Genomic DNA, 16,721 nt, shown 5'->3' on the forward strand with positions numbered 1-16,721 from the left:
CAGGCGTCATGGGGACCATGGACAGCCTGACGACAAGGAGTCGGCGTGACCACGCATGACGACAACCAGCCGGGCGGCGCGGAGACGCCGCCCGACGATGCCAAGCTTCGCGGCCTGCTGGACAAGCTCGACGAGGCGGTCGGCCTGCTCGACGCGGCACGCGACTTCGCCAAGCCCGGCAAGCTGCCCAGGGTACTGGACACCGCGCGCCGGGTGCTGCTGCAGGAGGGCGGCGCGGCGGCCCTCGAGACCCGCGCCCAGACCCTCGAACAGGCCGGCGTCTTCGCCGGTTCCGACTGGGAGACGCCCCAGTACCTGCTGCCCACCCTGACCACTCACGCGCTGAAGAGCCCCGATCCCAACACCGTGGTGATCGAGGCGCTCAGCGAACTGCGCCTGCTGGCGGTGGCCAAGGGGGAGTACCTGCATACGGCGATCTCCGCCGAGCAGGCGCACCACTACCTGACCCAGGTGATGGCGATCAACCTGTGGCTGCTGTTCGGCACGCCCAGCGAGGCCGAGCGGGAGACCCAGGGGCGGCTCGCCACCATCCCCCGCCACCTGTTCCGTCACCTGGCCGAGCGCATTGGCTACGAACATATCATCGACAGCCTGATCGAGGAGATCTGGCGAATCCTCGAGCAGCGGCCGATCCAGGTGGAGCCGGTCAAGCAGATGATCACCCAGATCGCGCTCTGCCAGGCCAACCCGGAGATCGACCTGGGCGCCAGCGGCCAGGGCGCCGACCGCCTGGTCAGCTCGCTGTTCGGTCCCACCCGGGCCTGCCGCGAGGACCCGGGCATCGAGGTCTACCGCGAGCGGCTGGCCAGCATGGACAGCGCCGCCCTGCAGGGCGAGGCCACCGGCTTCGCGCGCGCCATGCACGACACCGGCCTGGTGTCCCCCTACCACCCGGTGCTGCTGCGCCACCTGCTCGACCACGGCGACCACCTGCTGGCCGAGGCGCTGGGGCTCTCCGCCACCGGGCGCGACTGCCTGCTCTGCTACCGTGAGCTGGTCTCGGCGCTGATCCGCGGCGGCGTGCATCCGGCCACCCCCCAGGCCGTCTATGGCCTGGCGCTGATGCTCGAGCGCGGCATCCTCTACCAGCCCCCGGTGGCCCCGGCCATGTGGCGCCAGCTGGGGCTGACGCTTTCCGAGTGGTCCCAGGCGCGGCTCAACCTGGCCTTCGGCGAGGCGGTCTCGCCCCGCGCGCGCCTGCTCGAGGGCGTGCTCTGCATGCTCGGCCAGCCGCTGGGCGTGGGCCAGGGCAACAACCCCACCTGCCAGTCGGCCCGGGCGCTCTCCATGTGGGCCTACAACGACCCGGACTACCTGCTGCAGATGGTGGCCTGGGCGGCCCGTGACGACGAGATCATCATGCACTTCGAGGGCATGCCGCTCTCCTCCATGGCCAGCCTTGCCGGAGTGGCCCAGACGCTGCCCATGGACCTCGATCCGGTGTCGCTGATCGTGGTGCCCCACCTCGACCGCATCTACGCCGAGATGGGGCGGCGCTGCATCGGCCGCGACGGCGACCCCCATCGCTGGGTCAACCCGGAGTTCCACGGCTGGTGGGCCGGGCGGGGCTTTCGCATCAACGTGGACGTGGCTACCGGACAGCTGCATGAGCCGGAGACCTTCCTTCGCCACTTCTACGCCAGCTACCACCCCTACTACAACGGCAACCAGCCGCTGATCCACCCGCAGCCGGCGGGCATCGCGGTCACCGACAGCGCCGCGCGCTTCATCGGTTGGCACGCCATCACCGTGCTGCGGGTCAACCTCGACCCCAGCGACGTGATGCGGGTCTACTTCTTCAACCCCAACAACGACAGCGGCCAGAACTGGGGCGACGGCATCAAGGTCAGCACCGCCGACCATGGCGAGCGCTTCGGCGAGGCCTCGCTGCCCTTCGAGCAGTTCGCCTCGCGCCTCTACATCTTCCACTACGATCCCCTGGAGCGCGGCGAGCTGGCCGAGATCACCCAGGCGGAGCTCGACCGGGTCATCGGCTATATCCACCGCAGCTGGGGCGCCGACCGCGTGCCCCCCAACGAGCTGCAGGCGGACGAGGGTCCCGACGCGCCGTGACCCCGTCTATCCCTCTCCTGAATCTGAACGGGCCCGGCCGCCGTGGCTAGCGGCGGCCGGCGGCTCGACCAGCTGCTGCTCGCCCAGGGGCTGGCCCGCTCGCGTACCCGGGCCCAGCGGCTGATCCGCCACGGCCGGGTGCGCCTGGCCGAGGGCGGCCGGGTGCTCACCCGGCCCGGGGAGAAGCTGCCGGAGGATGCCCGGCTGGTGGTCGAGGAGGATCCCGAGGAGCGCTACGTGTCGCGGGCAGGCCTCAAGCTCGAGGCGCTGATCGAGGCGCTGGGGCTGGACCTGGCGGACCGGCTGGTGCTCGACGTGGGGCAGTCCACCGGCGGCTTCACCGACTGCGCCCTGCGCTTCGGGGCCCGCCACGTGATCGGCGTCGAGGTGGGCCACGACCAGCTCGACCCCGAGCTGCGCGCGGATCCCCGGGTGACCTGCCTGGAGGGACTCAACGCCCGCGCCATGGCCGACGATGCGCGGCTCGAGGCGGCCTTCGCCGCCCAGGGTGCCGAGGGGCCCGAGCTCGCGGTGATGGACGTCTCCTTCATCTCCCAGACGCTGATCCTGCCCCAGCTCGCCGCCCTGCTGCCGCCGGGCGGCGAGCTCGCCAGCCTGGTCAAGCCGCAGTTCGAGGTCGGGCCCGGCGGGGTCAACGCCCGTGGCCTGGTCACAGACCCCGAGCGCTACCGCGAGGTGGAGGCGAGGATCCGCGCCTGCTGCGCCGAGTGCGCCCTCGATATCCGCCACTGGCAGGAGAGCCCGCTGCGCGGCGGCGACGGCAACCGCGAGTTCCTGCTCCACGCCGTGCGGCGCTGACCCGCGGGGCGCGGCTCAGCGCCCCTCGCCTCCCCCCTCCCCGCCATCGGCATCCCCGGTGCCGATCTCACCGGGATCGCCCTTGGCCCCGGGCGCCGGGTGTCGCGCCGCCAGGGACTCGCCGTCGCGGCGCTCCACGCGCCGCTCGAGCCCGTCGCTGGCGCGGTGCAGCCGGACATCGAGCTGGTTGAAGGCGATCTCGATGCCGTGCTCGGCGAACAGCTCGCCGACCCGGCAGTTGAGCTCGTCGGTGGCGAAGAGCCGGTCGCCGAGGCTGTTGACGAAGATGCGCAGCTCGAAGTCCAGGGTGCTGGCCCCGTAGCTCATGAAGAACACCTGGGGCTCGGGGTCGGCCAGCACCCGGGCGTTCTCGGAGGCCGCCTGGCGCAGCAGCCGATGCACCAGACGATGGTCCGACCCGTAGGCGACCCCGTAGGTCAGCACCACCCGGGTGATGGTGTCGGAGAGCGACCAGTTGATCAGCTGGTCGGTGACGAAGGTCTTGTTGGGGATGATGATCTCCTTGCGGTCGAAGTCGGTCACCGTGGTGGCGCGGATGCGGATGCGGCTCACCGTGCCGGTGAGGTTGCCCAGCGTCACGGTGTCGCCGATGCGCACCGGCCGCTCGAAGAGGATGATCAGCCCCGAGACGAAGTTGGCGAAGATCTCCTGCAGGCCGAAGCCCAGGCCCACGCCGAGCGCCGCCACCAGCCACTGCAGCTTGTCCCAGGAGACCCCCAGGGTACCCAGCGAGGCCACCAGGCCGGTGCCGACGATGGTGTAGGAGAGCAGCGAGGTGATGGCGTAGGCACTGCCCTGCTTGAGCTCCAGGCGCGACAGCACGCTCACCTCCAGCAGCCCCGGCAGGTTGCGGGCCAGCATCAGGGTCAGCGCCACGATCAGCAGCGCCGTGGCGATGTCGGCCACCGTCAGGGCATCGGCGACCAGCTCGCCCTCCCCCTCGGCGCCCCATACCGCCACCTGCTCCAGGTAGCCCAGCACGGTGAGCAGGTCGGCCCACACCAGGTAGAGCAGCAGCGCGAAGGCGATCAGCAAGATCAGCTTGGAGAGACGCAGCGACTGCTGGTTGATCTGCTCCATGTCCAGCGGCGGCTCCTCCACCACCTCGGGGCCGCCATCGGCGCCCTCGCGGGCCTCGGCGCGGCGCCGGGCCAAGGCGCGCCGGAAGGCCAGGCGCCGCGCCGCCACCGCCAGGCCGCGTACCACCGCCGCCTCCACCAGGATCCACAGCCCCAGCAGGTAGAGGGTCATCACGAAGCGGCCCACCAGGCTCAGGGCGGTGTACTCGAAGCCGGCCACCACCAGTCCTACCAGCCCCAGCGGCACCGCCGCCATGGCCAGGCCCAGCACCAGGCGGAACAGCCGGACCCCGAAGAAGGGGGTGTGCGCCAGGATCAGCCGCGCCAACAGGAAACTCACCGCCAGCAGGCCCAGCAGCAGCAGGCTCAGCGCCACGGGGCGGTGGCTGAGGCCGAACTCCGCCTCACGGGCCAGGATGGCGATCGCCAGCACCGGGACCAGCGCCACTCCCAGCCAGCCGAGCAGGCGGCGCAGCCGGGCGGCGTAGTCCAGCGGCCAGTGGAAGTGCTGGGTGGCCACGCCGTCGGCCACCAGCAGACGGCGCGACCAGGCGATCACCCCCCAGGCCAGGGCCAGCTGTATGCCCGCCAGCCCCAGGGCGTGGGCGGTGGCGGCGCCACCGCCCCACAGCGCCAGGCTCGCCGCCACCAACAGCAGCGGCCCCGGGCCAGCCAGCAGGGCGTTGAGCAGGATGGCCAGCGGGGTATGCAGCTGGGTGTCGCTGCGCAGGCGGCCGATCTGCTCATGCAGGGTGGCGAGCCGGGCCTGGATGCGGCGGCGACCCCACAGCAGGGCCGCCGCCAGCAGCAGCGGCAGCAGCCCGACCAGGGCCCCCGCGGAGGGGCGCTGCCAGGTGGTCGGCAACACCTGGCGCCACTCCCCCTCCTGCCACTCCAGCACCAGGTTGGCGGGCAGGTGGCGTACCCAGGCGAGGTCCAGGGGGCGGGTGTTGGCGACCCAGAACAGCTGCTCGTCGATGGTGGCCCGCAGCGCCCGCGAGGTCTCCAGCAGCTGCTGCTGGTTGAGCTGCAGCTCGATGGCCGCGCTCAGCAGGCTGCCGTAGGTCTGCTCCAGGCGGTCGACCAGCTCGCGGCGCGACTGGTAGAGCCGCTGCAGGGAGTCCACCAGGGCATCGCTGCTCTCCACCCCGGCCTCCTCGAGGCGCTGGCGCGCCAGGCGCTCGCCCTCGCGCAACTGGTCACGCTGGCGCACCAGGTCGAACTGGCGCAGCCGCAGGTCGGCGATCTCGTCCTGCAGGTCGCGCCGTGGCGCCACCTGGGGCAGCGAACGCCGCTGCTCGCGCAGGATGCGCGAGAGCAGGGTCGAGCCGCGGATGGCGTCGATCTGCTCGTTGAGGCTGCGCTCGAGCTGGCGCACTTGGTCGAGGCGGCTGCGCACCGCCAGGCCCTCACGCACCAGGACGTTGCTGCGGTCGTTGGCGCGCAGCAGCTCCTGGCTGAGCTCGCGGTTGATCTGCTGGGCGCGCTCCAGTACCGGATGCCCCTCCTCCAGCAGCGGGTCATCCCGAACCGCGTCGGCGATCGCCTGCTCCGAGGCGATGCGCCGCTTGCGTTCGATGACGCTCTGCATCAGCGCCAGCTCCGCCTCCTGACGCTCCTGCTGGCGGGCCAGCAGGTCGCGGCGCTGCTGGTCGAGCTCACGCAGCCGGGTGTTGGTGGAGAGCTCACGCTGATGATAGAGCAGCCGCGCCTCGGCCAGCGCCCGGGCCGCCTGGCGCCGCCAGCGACGCGGATCCTCCGCCGGCACCTCGCGGGTATCGAGCTCGTCCAGGTCGCGGCGCGCCTGCTCCACCGCCTGCATCGCCTCGGCGATGGCCTGCTGGGCCCGCTCGGGGAGCGTCTGGGCCGCCAGCAGTTGGGCATTGACCTCGGCCAGGCGGTCCTGGAGGCGCTGCAGCTCCACCACCGCCTGCTGCTGGCGGCTCTCCAGCTCGTCCAGGGAGAGGTCATCGAGCTCGGTGGCGGAGAGCGGCGGGGCCGCCTCCTCGTCCGCCAGCTCGCGCTCCAGGCGCATCAGCTCCTGGGGGGCTTGGTCGACCCGCGTCTCCAGGGCCTCACGCCGCTCCTCCAGTTCGGCGAGGGCATCGAGGTCGGCCAGCGTCGCCTCGAGGCGCTCGATGGTCTCCTGGGTCTCGCCACTGGGGGCCTCCTCCCCTTCGGCAGGGGTGAGCTCCGCCAGGCGCGCCTCCACCGCCTCGCGCTCGGGCAGCGGCACCTCCTGGGCGGCGGCCGTCACGCACAGGCAGAGCAGCAGCGCACCCGCCAGCCAGACGCCACCGCGCTCCCACCAGCGCCCCCGCCACCGCGCCCAGCGGCTCCTCGCCCACTCGTCTGGCTGTCGCATCACGCCATGCTCTCCCTGGTCACTCCTGCCGACGGATTCTCCGCCCCAACCCGCGGCAAGGCAATCGCGCGGTTGACTTGCCCCCCGGGCATGATTGAATGGAGGTTTACCCCCGACACCGGATGCTCCCATGCGTGCCCCGCTTCGCCCCTCCGTCGCCCTCATCGCCCTCACCCTGCTGGGTGCCGGCAACGCCCAGGCTCAGGTGACCGATGACGTCAAGCGTGCCGCCCTCGAGGCGCGCCTGGCCGAGCTGCGCGCCGAGGCGGAACAGGTCCGGGCGCGGCTTCAGAGCCTGGAGCGGCAACGCGCAGAGGCGGCCCAGGCGCCCCCCCCCGAGGAGTTCGAATGGACCGCGCCGCCGCGGCTGCTCGCCCCCGAGGACGTGGCGTTGGTCGAGGCCGCCGAGCGCCGCCAGCTGGAGCAGGCCTCGAACCGCAACCCCTATGCCATCACCGCCTATCGGCGCAACTTCCTGTTCCCGGTCAGCTACAACCGCCACCCCAACCAGGCCTCCTACCAGGCGCTGACCGGCGAGGAGGCCATGGAGCGCACCGAGCTGATGTTCCAGTTCAGCGCCAAGGTGGCGCTCGCCGACGGGCTGTTCGGTGACAACGGCGACCTCTACTTCGCCTACACCCAGCGCAGCTGGTGGCAGGCCTACAACACCGAGGACTCCTCGCCCTTCCGCGAGACCAACTACGAGCCCGAGGTGTTCCTGAGCTTCGACAACGACTGGCAAGCGCTGGGCTGGGCCAACGTGCGCAACCGCCTGGCGGTCAACCACCAGTCCAACGGCCGCTCCGACGGGCTGTCGCGCAGCTGGAACCGGCTCTACCTGGAGACGATCTTCCAGCGCGGTGACTGGGCGGTGAGCCTGGCGCCCCACTACCGCCTCCCGGAGACCACCGGCGACGACGACAACCCCGACATCGAACGCTACATGGGCTACGGGGATGTCACCCTCGCCCGCCGCTTCGGCGACAACGAGCTCAGCCTGATGGTGCGCGGCAACCCCGGCGCCGGTCACATGGGGGGCCAGCTCGACGTCTCCTGGCCGCTCTTCAACAGCAAGGTCCGCGCCCACGTGCAGTACTACCAGGGCTACGGCGAGAGCCTGATCGACTACGACCAGCGCAGCCAGCGACTGAGCCTGGGCTTCAGCCTCAACCCGCTGTTCGCCCCGACCAGCGGCATGCTGCGCTGAGCCGCCGCCTGACGGGGTCGAGTCGACCGTCGCGGGCAACAGGTCAGTCGCATCGACGCTGTCAAGGCAGGCCCCGGCTGCTATGCTGGGGCTGTCATTCACCGTCACAGGAAGACCCCAATGGCACATCGAGCCCCCCGCACCCAGGAATCCACCGAGCAGCTCAAGGAGGACCTGCACCAGCTGACCCAGACCATCGAGGAGCTGGTCAGCGCCACCGCCGATGACTCCCGCGGCAACATCAAGGAGCTTCGCGACCGCGCCGAGAAGCGCCTCAAGGAGACCCGCGAGCGCCTCGAGTCCCGCGGCGAGCGCCTCTACGGCGAGGCCCGCGAGACCCTCGACCACCAGGTCGACGCCTGCGACCGCTATGTGCGCGACAACCCCTGGACCAGCATCGGCATCGGCGCCGCCGTGGGGGTCGTGGTCGGCATGCTCATCGGGCGTCGCTGATGGCATCGGGCCAGGGACCGGCTCAGCGGTTGTTCACCGCCGGCAAGCGCCTGCTGGGTAGCCTGCTGGCGACCGGCGAGACGCGCCTGCGCCTCGCCGTGCTGGAGCTGGAGGAGGAGCGCGCGCGCCTGGTGGGCCTGCTGCTGCTGGCCGGCCTGGCTCTGATCCTGCTGCTGCTCGGGATCGGGGTACTCACCACCCTGGTGATCGTCGCCTTCTGGGACAGCTACCGCCTTACCGCCATCGGCGTCAGCGCCGGCGTGCTGCTGGGCGGCGGCCTGCTGCTGTGCCTGCGAGTGCTGCAGCTGGCCCGGCGCCGTACCCTGCTGGCCAGCACCCTCAGGCACCTCGCCACCGATCGCGAGCTGATCGAGCGCGACCGACGGGAGAGCGACCATGCACGCTGAACGTCTTCCCCGTCCCAGCCGTGCCGAACAGAAGGCCGCGCTGGAGGCACGCATCGAGCAGCAGCGCGTGGATATCCTGGTCACGGCGGGGCGCCTGCGCACCGCGAGCCAGCGACTCGACGACGGCTGGCATGCCCTGATGTGCTACAAGACGCCCCTGGTCGCCTCCGCTGGACTCGTGGCGCTGAGCCTTTCCCGTCACCCCGGCCGCCTGTGGCGCCTGCTGAGGCGCGCCCGTCGCGCGGCGACCACCGCCCTGCTCCTCAAGCGCGGCTGGCGCCTACTGCGCTAGCCGCGGCTCTCGGGCGACCTCGGCCCCGCGGATGTTTCCCGCGGCAGGGTCGGCAGCCCCAGCGCCTCCAGGGCCTCCCCTTCCGCCTCCCCCGCTACCACCAGGGTGACCAGCGCCTGGCCGCGGGCCGCCCAGTGCTCGGCGGCGTCCTGCATCAGGGCGGTGAAGGCCGCCAGGGCGGCCGCGTCCCAGGGGGCGGCGGGCACCACCACCACCCTGGCCCGCCGCGCCTCCCAGCGCAGCTCCGTCAGGCAGTCCCAGGCGGCATCCCAGTTGCGCCCGAAGTAGTCAGGAAACCCCAGGCTCTCCGCCAGGCCGTCGAGCAGCGCCTCGCGGCTCCAGCGTGGGGCCGGCCCGAGGCGGTGCCAGTCGAGCCCCGCCGTCTCGACCATCAGCTCTGCCAGCGCCGCCGCACGCGACGGCTCGAGTCGATAGACGCCGGCATGGGCCGGGTCGCCCAGGTAACGCGCCAGGGCCTCACGCCAGGGCTGCCCGCTCATCGCCGGTCCTCCAGCACCCGGAAGGACGCATAGTGGTCATCGGTGTAGTAGAAGACCTCGGGAGGCTCCCCGCCCGTGACGATGCGCCTCGCCCCGCGATGGGAGAGCCCCGGGGTCTCCACGGTGTACTCGCGGTAGTACCCCCTCGGCTGCCGGGGAAGGTGCCCCTCGCGATTGAAGAAGGTGGTGCCGTCCTGCTCATGGGGGAAGGGGCCGCCACGCTCGATCAGCCGCAGGGTGGCCTCGATCTGCGCCTGGCCCGCCAGGCGCTGCTCCACCGCGGGCGGCTCGTTGCCGCGCTGCCCCAGCTGCCCCTCGAACCAGGAGAGCCCCGCCAGGGCCAGCAGCGCCACCAGCAGTACCTTCTTGATCATCACCCTGCTCCATCACGTCGGAAGGGCCCCATGATGCCGCGAGGCGCCGGCGGCCACCAGCGCCGCACCCGCCTGGGCAGACGCCATGGCCTGGGGTAAGGTGCCGACAGGGGACCACCCTGCCCCACCCCACCTGTTTCCACCAGAGGAGCCTGCCATGACGCTCGCCATCACCCTGCACGTCCTCGCCGCCATCCTCTGGGTGGGCGGCATGTTCTTCGCCTGGATGGTGCTGCGCCCGGTGGCCGCCAGCCAGCTGGCGCCACCCGAGCGCCTGACCCTGTGGCACGGCGTCTTCGAGCGCTTCTTCCCCTGGGTATGGGCCGCCGTGGCGGTGCTGCTGGGCAGCGGCCTGTGGATGCTGTTCGCGGTGTTCGGCGGCATGGCCGGGGCGCGCTGGCACATCCACCTGATGCTGGCGCTGGGCCTGGCCATGATGGCGATCTACCTGCACCTGTGGTTCGCCCCCTGGCAGCGGCTGCGCCGTGCGGTGGCGGCCGAGGCGTGGCCCGAGGGCGGCCGCCAGCTGGCGACGATCCGCCGCCTGGTGGGGATCAACCTGCTCCTCGGGCTGCTGACCAGCGCCATCGCCGCGGGCGGGCGCTACCTGGCCTGACACACGGGCGTCACGGTTCTGTCACATGGACAGGACAGCGATCTGGTAACATCGTGTTTTCGCTGATTGATTCGGGAGATGCGTCTTGCGCATGCTGGCCCTCTACAGCATCAAGGGCGGCGTCGGCAAGACCGCCTCCGCGGTGAACCTGGCCGCCGAGGCGGCCGCCGCCGGCCAGCGCGTGCTGCTGTGGGACCTCGACCCCCAGGCCGCCACCACCTTCTACCTGCGCGCCAAGCCCAAGGTACGCGGCGGGGTCGCCCGGCTGGTCAAGGGCAAGGCCGCCTTCGACAAGGTGATCCGCGCCACCCAGGTCGAAAACCTCGACCTGCTGCCGGCGGCGCTGGCCTCCCGGGAGCTGGACCACCTGCTGGCCGCGCGCCGCGACAACCAGCTCAGGCGGATCCTCAAGCCGCTCCGCGACGACTACGACTTGGTGATCCTCGACTGCCCGCCCAGCCTCTCGACCCTGTCCGAGAGCGTCTTCGCCAGCGTGGACGCGCTGCTGGTGCCCATCGTGCCCACGGTGCTCTCGCTGCGCACCCTGGAGCAGCTGCGCGACTTCCTCGACGCGCGCGACGTCCCCTGCCCGGTGTGGCCCTTCGTCACCCTGGCCGACCGCCGCCGCACCCTGCACCGCGAGATCATCGCCTCGCTGCCGGAGCGCTGGCCGCTGCGCCTCTCCCACGCCATCCCCAGCGCCAGCGTGGTGGAGCGCATGGGGCTCGAGCGCGCCCCGCTGCGCGCCTTCGCCCCGCGCACCGCCCCCGCCCAGGCCTATCACCGGCTGTGGGAGGAGATCGCCCAGCGCCTGGGCTGAGCATCGCTCGCCTTCCAGCCAGCCCGTGCAGGGCAGGGCTTACAGGCTCAGCCCGCAGGCCACCCCGCTGGCCCAGGCCCACTGGAAGTTATGGCCGCCGAGCTCGCCGGTCACGTCCAGCACCTCGCCGATGAAGCGCAGCTGGGGCAGCCCCGCCACGGCGAAGTCACGGGAGGAGACCGCACGGGTATCGACCCCGCCCAGGGTCACCTCGGCGGTGCGCCACCCCTCGGTGCCGGCCGGTTTGAGCCGCCAGCGCTGCAGCGCCTCGGCCCAGGCTTCCAGCCGCGCGTTGCTCTGCTCGGCCAGCACCCCATCGTCGCCCTGCCACTCCACCAGCGCCTGGGCCAGCCGCCTGGGCAGGCGCTCGCCGAGCCAGGTGGAGAGGCGCCGCTTCGGCGTCGCGTCGCGGGCGGCGCGCAGCGCCGCGAAGGCCTCCTCGCCCGGCAGCAGGTCGATGACGATCTCGTCGCCGGGTTGCCAGTGGCTGGAGACCTGCAGCATCGCCGGCCCCGAGAGGCCGCGGTGGGTGAAGAGCAGGGGCTCGCGGTAGCGGCCGCCACGGCAGCTCGCCTCCACCTCGACGCTCACCCCGGAAAGCGCCGCGGCGCGCGCCTTCCAGTGCGAGGTCAAGGTGAACGGCACCAGCGCGGGGCGGGTGTCGGTGACGGCGAGGCCGAACTGGCGGGCGAGGTCGTAGCCGAAGCCGGTGGCGCCCAGGGTGGGAATCGAGAGCCCGCCGGTGGCCACCACCAGGGCGCCGCACTCGATCCGCCCCAGGGAGGTGGCCAGGCGCATCCCCTCGCCTTGGCGCGCCACCGCCTCGACGCGGGTCTTCAGGCGTACCTCCACCCCGGCCCAGTCGCACTCGGTGAGCAGCAGCCGCACGATCTCCTTGCTCGAGTCGGCGCAGAACAGCTGCCCCGGCGCCTTCTCCACATGCTCCACCCCGTGACGCTCCACCAGCTCGACGAAGTGCTCGGGCCGGTAGCGCTTCAGCGCCGAGATGCAGAAGGCGGGGTTGTCGGAGAAGAAGTTCGCCGGGGTGGAGTTGAGGTTGGTGAAGTTGCAGCGCCCACCCCCGGACATCAGGATCTTCTTGCCCGCCTTGTTGGCGTGGTCCACCACCAGCACCCGCCGCCCGGCATAGCCGGCGGTCAGGGCGCACATCAGCCCCGCCGCACCCGCGCCGATCACCACCACGTCGTATCTCACTGGCTTGCCTCCGACTGCCCCGTTGGCGCCCTCGGGCGCGAGGCGCGCATTCTAGCAGCCGGGGCGCGAGGCGCCGAGGCTGGTCAACCATGTACAAGACTTGTACATTGAGCAGGAGACGATTCGGGAAGGGTTGTGCATTGTTGTCACACTCTCGGCCTGCGTCCGGCATAGTCTAGGGAGGCGCGACACGCCGCCCCAACGTCCACCGACAAGATCACGCCCATGCCGCTACCCCTTGCGCTCCGTCCCCTGCCCACGCTGCTCGCCCTGCTGCTGGCCCTGGCCCCCCTGGTGCTGCCCTCTCTCGCCCGGGCCCAGCAGCCCACCGCGGTGATCGCCGCCGAGGCGCGCCTGGACGACTGGTCCGATCCGCTGCAGGCGCTGGGCACCCTGCATGCCGACGAGAGCATCACCCTCTCGGCCACGGTGACCGATATCGTGCGCGAGCTGAACTTCCACGACGGCCAGGAGGTCGAGGCGGGCCAGCTGCTGGTGCGCCTGGCCGATGACGAGGCCCAGGCCGAGCTGCGCGCCGCCCAGGCGCTGCGCGACGAGCGCCGCAACGCCGTCAATCGCCTGAGCCAGCTGCAGCGCCGCAACCTGGCGCCCCGCGGCGACCTGGAGGACGCCCAGGCGCGGCTGCGCCAGGTAGAGGCGGAGATCCAGGCGCTGGAGGCACGCCTGGCCGACTACCGCTTGCATGCGCCCTTCGCCGGGCGGGTCGGCTTTCGCAATGTCAGCGTGGGCAGCCTGGTGACGCCGGGCACCGCGCTGGTCACCCTGGACAAGCTCGACGTGATGAAGCTCGACTTCACCCTGCCGGAGCTGGCCCTGGGCGAGCTCTCGCCGGGGCTGCCGCTCACCGCCACCAGCGGCGCCTACCCCGACAGCCCCTTCCAAGGCGAGATCGCCACCATCGGCACCCGCATCGACCCGGTCAGCCGCAGCGTCACCGTGCGCGCCCTGCTCGACAACCCCGAGGGGCGGCTGCGCCCCGGGATGCTGATGAACGTGGAGGTGCGCCGCGCGCCGCGAAAGACCCTGGTGATCCCCGAGGCGTCGCTGATCCCCGAGGGGCGCCGCCAGTTCGTGCTGACCCTGGATCCCGACGACGCGTACCGGGTGACGCGCCGCGAGATCACCATCGGCGCCCGCCGCAAGGGCGAGGTGGAGGTGCTCGGCGGCCTCCAGGAAGGCCAGCTGGTGGTGGCCCATGGCACCGAGCGGGTGCGCGACGGCCAGCCGACCCGCCTGCTGGGCATCCTCGACGACACCACCACGGTGCCGGAGCTGCTGCGCCAGGGGCGTGACGCGGCGGAGTCCAACGGCTGATGCGCCTCTCCGATATCTCCGTCCAGCGCCCGGTGCTGGCCACGGTGCTGGCCGCACTGATCGTCGCCTTCGGCCTGCTCGCCCTGCAGCGCCTGCCGCTGCAGGAGTACCCTTCCATCGACCCGCCCATCGTCAGCGTCGACACCCGCTATCCCGGGGCCTCGGCCAGCGTGGTGGAGACTCGCATCACCCAAGTGCTGGAGGACCGCATCGCCGGGGTCTCCGGCATCCAGGTGATCTCCTCCTCCAGCCAGGACGGCCGCTCCAGCATCCAGATCGAGTTCGGCCTCGACCAGGACATCGACGCCGCCGCCAACGACATCCGCGACCGCATCTCCGACGCCGCCGGCAACCTCCCCGACGAGGCCGACCCGCCGGAGGTGGAGAAGGCGGACTCCAGCTCCGAGGTGGTGATCTGGCTCTCGCTCTCCGGCGAGGACTACAGCATGGCGGAGCTCACCGACTACGCCAATCGCTACCTGGTGGACCGCTTCTCGATCCAGCCCGGGGTGTCGCGGGTGATCATCGGCGGGGGCCGCGAGTACGCCATGCGGGTGTGGCTCGACGCCGACGCCCTGGCCGCCCGCAACCTCACCGCCGGCGACGTGGCGGATGCCCTGCGCGCCGACAACGTGGAGCTTCCCGGCGGTGCCATCGAGTCGGATTCTCGCCAGTTCATCGTGCGCCTGCCGCGCGGCTTCGCCACCCCGGAGGACTTCCGCGGCCTGGTGCTGGACGAGGCCGCGGACGGCTACCTGGTGCGCCTGGGCGACGTCGCCCGGGTGGAGGTCGGCGCGGTGGAGGAGCGCACCATCTTCCGCGGCAACGGCACCCCCATGGTGGGGCTGGGCATGGTCAAGCAGTCCACCGCCAACGTGCTGGAGATCTCCCGCGAGGTGCAGGCCGAGATGGCCCGCCAGCAGCCGGGGCTCCCCGAGGGCATGACCCTGGCGCTGAACTTCGACTCCTCGGTGTTCGTCGAGGGGGCCATCTCCCAGGTGGTGCAGACGCTGTTCATCGCCATGGGCCTGGTGGTGGTGGCGATCTTCCTGTTCCTCGGCAACCTGCGCACCACCCTGATCCCCGCCGTCACCGTGCCCATCGCGCTGATCGGTGCCTTCGGCGCCCTGGCGGCGATGGGCTTCACCATCAACCTGCTCACCCTGCTGGCGCTGGTGCTGGCCATCGGCCTGATCGTCGACGACGCCATCGTGGTGCTGGAGAACATCCACCGGCGCATGCACGACCACGGCGAGACCCCGCTGGTGGCCGCCTTCCGCGGCACCCGCCAGATCGCCTTCGCGGTGATCGCCACCACCCTGGTGCTGATCGCGGTGTTCGTGCCGCTGAGCTTCCTGCAGGGCGACATCGGCCGGCTGTTCTCGGAGTTCGCCCTGACGCTGGCCGCCGCGGTGGCCATCTCCAGCCTGCTGGCGCTGACCCTGACGCCGATGATGGCCTCCAAGATCCTCAAGGCGGGCATGCACGAGGGGCGCCTGGCCCGCGCCGTGCAGTGGGCGCTGGAGCACGTGCGCTGCGTCTATCGCCGCCTGCTGGAGCGGGTGCTCAGGCTACGCCTGCTGGTGGTAGCGCTGTTCCTGGCGCTGATCGGCGGCATGCTGTGGCTCAACGCCACGCTGCCCAACGAGTACACCCCCCAGGAGGACCGCGGCAACTTCTGGGTGCTGGTCAACGGCCCGCCCGGCGCCACCTACGACTACATGCTCGACTACATGGACGAGATCGAGGCGCGCCTGCTGCCCATGGTCGAGACCGGCGAGGTGGAGCGCGTGGTGGTGCGCGCCCCGCGGGGCTGGGGCAACATCGAGAACTTCAACAGCGGCTTCGTGATCGTCAACCTGGCCGACTGGGGCGAGCGCCGCTCGGCCTGGGCGATCATGGACGAGATTCGCCAGACACTCGCCGACCTGCCCGGGGTGCGCGCCTTCCCGGTGATGCGCCAGGGCTTCGGCTCCAGCGTCGAGAAGCCGGTGCAGTTCGTGCTCGGCGGCGGCACCTACGAGGAGCTCGAGAGCTGGCGCGACACCCTCTTCGCGCATATCCGCGAGGACAACCCCCGCCTCACCGGCCTGGACAGCGACTACGAGGAGACCCAGCCGCAGCTCGAGGTGAGCATCGACTACCAGCGCGCCGCCGAGCTCGGGGTCACCGTCACCGAGATCGGCCGCACCCTGGAGACGCTGCTGGGCGGACGCACCGCCACCCGCTACATCGACGACGGCGAGGAGTATGACGTCATCCTCGAGGGCGCCCCCGGTGCCCGCTCCAGCCCGAGTAGCCTGGAGAGCCTGCAGGTGCGCTCCCAGCGCAGCGGCGAGCTGATCCCCCTGGCCAGCCTGGTGACCCTGGCCGACTTCGCTGGCCCCAGCACCCTCAACCGCTTCAACCGCGTGCGCGCGATCACCATCGAGGCGGACCTGGCCGACGGCTACCCGCTGGGCGAGGCGCTGGATTACCTGGAGGAGGCGGTGCGCGAGGTGCTGCCCGCCGAGGCCCAGACCGACGTCAAGGGCGCCTCGCGGGACTACCGCGAGGCCAGCGGCGCCACCGTCTTCCTGCTGGGCATGGGCATCCTGGTGGTGTTCCTGGTGCTGGCCGGCCAGTTCGAGAGCTTCGTGCACCCCTTCGTGATCATGCTCACCGTGCCCCTGGCGCTGTGCGGCGCCCTACTCGGGCTCTACCTCACCGGGCAGTCGCTCAACATCTACAGCCAGGTGGGGCTGGTGATGCTGGTGGGGCTCGCCGCCAAGAACGGCATCCTGATCGTGGAGTTCGCCAACCAGCTACGCGACCAGGGGATGGCCTTCCACGAGGCGCTGGTGGAGGCCTCGGTGACCCGCCTGCGCCCCATCGTGATGACCGCCGTGACCACCATGGCGGGCGCCGTGCCGCTGATCGTCTCCAGCGGTGCCGGCGCCGAGACCCGCCTGGTGATCGGCATCGTGATCCTCTGCGGCCTGGCCGCCGCCACCCTGTTCACGCTGTTCGTGGTGCCGGTGGCCTACGACCTGCTGGCACGCCGCACCGGCTCCCCGGGCGAGGTGGCCAGGCGCCTGGAACACGAGATGGCGGCCACCCCGGAAGGGCACTGAGCCCGCGCCAC

At 71.5% G+C, this 16,721-nt stretch carries 14 protein-coding genes; 10 read left to right on the forward strand and 4 right to left on the reverse strand.

The features are described from left to right. Window positions 1-45: 45 nt before the first annotated feature. Entirely contained in the window at window positions 46-2,094 is a 2,049-nt protein-coding gene (locus Q673_RS28030) for a hypothetical protein (protein WP_023006025.1), read from the forward strand. Window positions 2,095-2,136: 42 nt separating this feature from the next. Continuing rightward, window positions 2,137-2,913 carry a TlyA family RNA methyltransferase gene (locus tag Q673_RS28035; protein WP_023006026.1) on the forward strand — a complete coding sequence of 259 codons (777 nt, stop codon included), beginning with the start codon at window positions 2,137-2,139 and terminating at the stop codon, window positions 2,911-2,913. Between the two features lie 15 nt (window positions 2,914-2,928). Here Q673_RS28035 and mscK read toward each other — a convergent pair whose 3' ends face one another. After that, entirely contained in the window at window positions 2,929-6,378 is a 3,450-nt protein-coding gene (gene mscK / locus Q673_RS28040) for a mechanosensitive channel MscK (RefSeq protein ID WP_023006027.1), read from the reverse strand. A 130-nt stretch (window positions 6,379-6,508) separates the two neighbouring features. On the opposite strand from mscK, the gene Q673_RS28045 reads away from it, so the two are divergent. The 4 genes from Q673_RS28045 to Q673_RS28060 all read left to right on the forward strand — a co-directional run bounded on the left by Q673_RS28045 (window position 6,509) and on the right by Q673_RS28060 (window position 8,737). Then, entirely contained in the window at window positions 6,509-7,585 is a 1,077-nt protein-coding gene (locus Q673_RS28045; protein ID WP_023006028.1) for a phospholipase A, read from the forward strand. Window positions 7,586-7,705: 120 nt separating this feature from the next. Next, a complete protein-coding gene (locus Q673_RS28050) occupies window positions 7,706-8,038 on the forward strand; it encodes a DUF883 family protein (RefSeq protein ID WP_023006029.1) in 333 nt (110 codons plus the stop codon). Further along, complete coding sequence (locus Q673_RS28055) at window positions 8,038-8,445, forward strand: phage holin family protein (protein WP_031218141.1); 408 nt, start codon at window positions 8,038-8,040, stop codon at window positions 8,443-8,445. The genes Q673_RS28050 and Q673_RS28055 overlap by 1 nt, the downstream gene beginning before the upstream one ends. Then, window positions 8,435-8,737: a YqjK family protein gene (locus Q673_RS28060; RefSeq protein ID WP_023006031.1), complete on the forward strand. Its 303-nt coding sequence runs from the start codon at window positions 8,435-8,437 to the stop codon at window positions 8,735-8,737. Before Q673_RS28055 ends, Q673_RS28060 begins: the two co-directional genes overlap by 11 nt. Here the strand turns inward: Q673_RS28060 and Q673_RS35565 are convergent. Beyond that, window positions 8,734-9,237, reverse strand: coding sequence for a barstar family protein (locus Q673_RS35565; RefSeq protein WP_023006032.1), 504 nt, complete (start codon window positions 9,235-9,237; stop codon window positions 8,734-8,736). The genes Q673_RS28060 and Q673_RS35565 overlap by 4 nt on opposite strands. Further along, on the reverse strand, window positions 9,234-9,611 hold the full coding sequence (locus tag Q673_RS28065; RefSeq protein WP_023006033.1) for a ribonuclease domain-containing protein: 378 nt from the start codon (window positions 9,609-9,611) through the stop codon (window positions 9,234-9,236). Before Q673_RS28065 ends, Q673_RS35565 begins: the two co-directional genes overlap by 4 nt. Before the next feature lie 157 nt (window positions 9,612-9,768). Between Q673_RS28065 and Q673_RS28070 the strand changes: the two genes are divergently transcribed. Then, the gene (locus Q673_RS28070) at window positions 9,769-10,227 is read left to right on the forward strand and encodes a DUF4149 domain-containing protein (RefSeq protein ID WP_023006034.1); all 459 of its coding nucleotides are present in this window, start codon (window positions 9,769-9,771) and stop codon (window positions 10,225-10,227) included. 85 nt (window positions 10,228-10,312) lie between these two features. Beyond that, the gene (locus tag Q673_RS28075; protein ID WP_031218144.1) at window positions 10,313-11,047 is read left to right on the forward strand and encodes a ParA family protein; all 735 of its coding nucleotides are present in this window, start codon (window positions 10,313-10,315) and stop codon (window positions 11,045-11,047) included. A gap of 39 nt (window positions 11,048-11,086) precedes the next feature. On the opposite strand, the gene Q673_RS28080 is transcribed toward Q673_RS28075, so the two are convergent. Continuing rightward, window positions 11,087-12,262, reverse strand: a complete 1,176-nt coding sequence (locus Q673_RS28080) for an NAD(P)/FAD-dependent oxidoreductase (RefSeq protein WP_031218145.1) — start codon at window positions 12,260-12,262, stop codon at window positions 11,087-11,089. A 225-nt stretch (window positions 12,263-12,487) separates the two neighbouring features. Here Q673_RS28080 and Q673_RS28085 point away from each other — a divergent pair, with 225 nt between their 5' ends. Beyond that, window positions 12,488-13,597, forward strand: coding sequence for an efflux RND transporter periplasmic adaptor subunit (locus Q673_RS28085; RefSeq protein WP_023006037.1), 1,110 nt, complete (start codon window positions 12,488-12,490; stop codon window positions 13,595-13,597). Further along, on the forward strand, window positions 13,597-16,710 hold the full coding sequence (locus Q673_RS28090) for an efflux RND transporter permease subunit (protein WP_023006038.1): 3,114 nt from the start codon (window positions 13,597-13,599) through the stop codon (window positions 16,708-16,710). Before Q673_RS28085 ends, Q673_RS28090 begins: the two co-directional genes overlap by 1 nt. Window positions 16,711-16,721 lie beyond the last annotated feature (11 nt).

The sequence above is a fragment of the Halomonas sp. PBN3 genome, assembly GCF_000475415.1.
Taxonomy (GTDB): Bacteria; Pseudomonadota; Gammaproteobacteria; order Pseudomonadales; family Halomonadaceae; genus Halomonas; species Halomonas shengliensis.

Coding starts and splice junctions, on each gene's coding strand:
- Q673_RS28060 (WP_023006031.1), top strand. CDS start 8,435: ATGCACGCTGAACGTCTTCCCCGTCCCAGCCGTGCCGAACAGAAGGCC.
- Q673_RS28090 (WP_023006038.1), top strand. CDS start 13,597: ATGCGCCTCTCCGATATCTCCGTCCAGCGCCCGGTGCTGGCCACGGTG.
- Q673_RS28065 (WP_023006033.1), bottom strand. CDS start 9,611: ATGATCAAGAAGGTACTGCTGGTGGCGCTGCTGGCCCTGGCGGGGCTC.
- Q673_RS28055 (WP_031218141.1), top strand. CDS start 8,038: ATGGCATCGGGCCAGGGACCGGCTCAGCGGTTGTTCACCGCCGGCAAG.
- Q673_RS28070 (WP_023006034.1), top strand. CDS start 9,769: ATGACGCTCGCCATCACCCTGCACGTCCTCGCCGCCATCCTCTGGGTG.
- Q673_RS28045 (WP_023006028.1), top strand. CDS start 6,509: ATGCGTGCCCCGCTTCGCCCCTCCGTCGCCCTCATCGCCCTCACCCTG.
- Q673_RS28085 (WP_023006037.1), top strand. CDS start 12,488: ATGCCGCTACCCCTTGCGCTCCGTCCCCTGCCCACGCTGCTCGCCCTG.
- Q673_RS35565 (WP_023006032.1), bottom strand. CDS start 9,237: ATGAGCGGGCAGCCCTGGCGTGAGGCCCTGGCGCGTTACCTGGGCGAC.
- mscK (WP_023006027.1), bottom strand. CDS start 6,378: ATGCGACAGCCAGACGAGTGGGCGAGGAGCCGCTGGGCGCGGTGGCGG.
- Q673_RS28050 (WP_023006029.1), top strand. CDS start 7,706: ATGGCACATCGAGCCCCCCGCACCCAGGAATCCACCGAGCAGCTCAAG.